Origin of the sequence: Leucobacter chromiiresistens (assembly GCF_001477055.1) — a bacterium.
GTDB lineage: Bacteria > Actinomycetota > Actinomycetes > Actinomycetales > Microbacteriaceae > Leucobacter > Leucobacter chromiiresistens_A.
Genome location: NZ_LDRK01000189.1, coordinates 1 through 675 on the forward strand (window position 1 = coordinate 1; position 675 = coordinate 675).

Genomic DNA, 675 nt, shown 5'->3' on the forward strand with positions numbered 1-675 from the left:
GGGCCGCTCCGTGCTGGTCCTGGCCGAGCGGCGCGAGAGCCTCGCCAGCGCCGTCGCCCGCCGCCGAGAGCTGGGGTTGGGGCAGCACCTGCTGGAGCTGGAGGCGCAGGTCGAGCCTGGAGCAGCTGAGCGCGGACCTGGTGCGCACCCTCGTGGAGGTGGAGCGCAGCGAGGCGCCGCGCCTGGAGGAGCACCGGGAGAAGCTGGTGCGCACACGGGAGAACCTGCGCCGCCATGTCCGCTCCCTGCACCGGCGCGAGGAGCGCTGGGACATCACCCCGTATCAGGCCATGCAGACCCTCGCGGCGCTGACCGCCAAGGATCCGGCCCCGGCCACGCGCGTGCGCTTCACCCGCGCCGTCCTGGATGCGACCGTGGACCGCCGGGAGACGGTGGCCCAGCTGGAGCGGGCCGCGGAGCTGCGGGCCTTCTCCCCGGCCACCCGCAAGGCCCCCTGGTACGGGGCTCGCCTGGTCAGCGCCGAGGACACCCAGCAGGCCCGGGCCCTGGTGCGCCACCTGCTGCAGACCACGCGGGATCACTCCCGGGCCGTGGCGGCCGCCTTCGAGTCCGTCGGCCTGCGCCCGGGCGCCAGCCTGCGCCGGTGGGAGGAGCAGCTGCAGCTGCTGCAGGGCATCCGGGAGTCCCTGACCCGCTTCCGCCCGGAGGTCTTCG

1 pseudogene is annotated in these 675 nt (G+C 75.6%); it reads left to right on the plus strand.

Going from position 1 to position 675, the window contains the following annotated elements:
• Positions 1-140 precede the first annotated feature (140 nt).
• A pseudogene (locus NS354_RS13010) lies at positions 141-675 on the plus strand (AAA family ATPase); the annotation flags it as partial.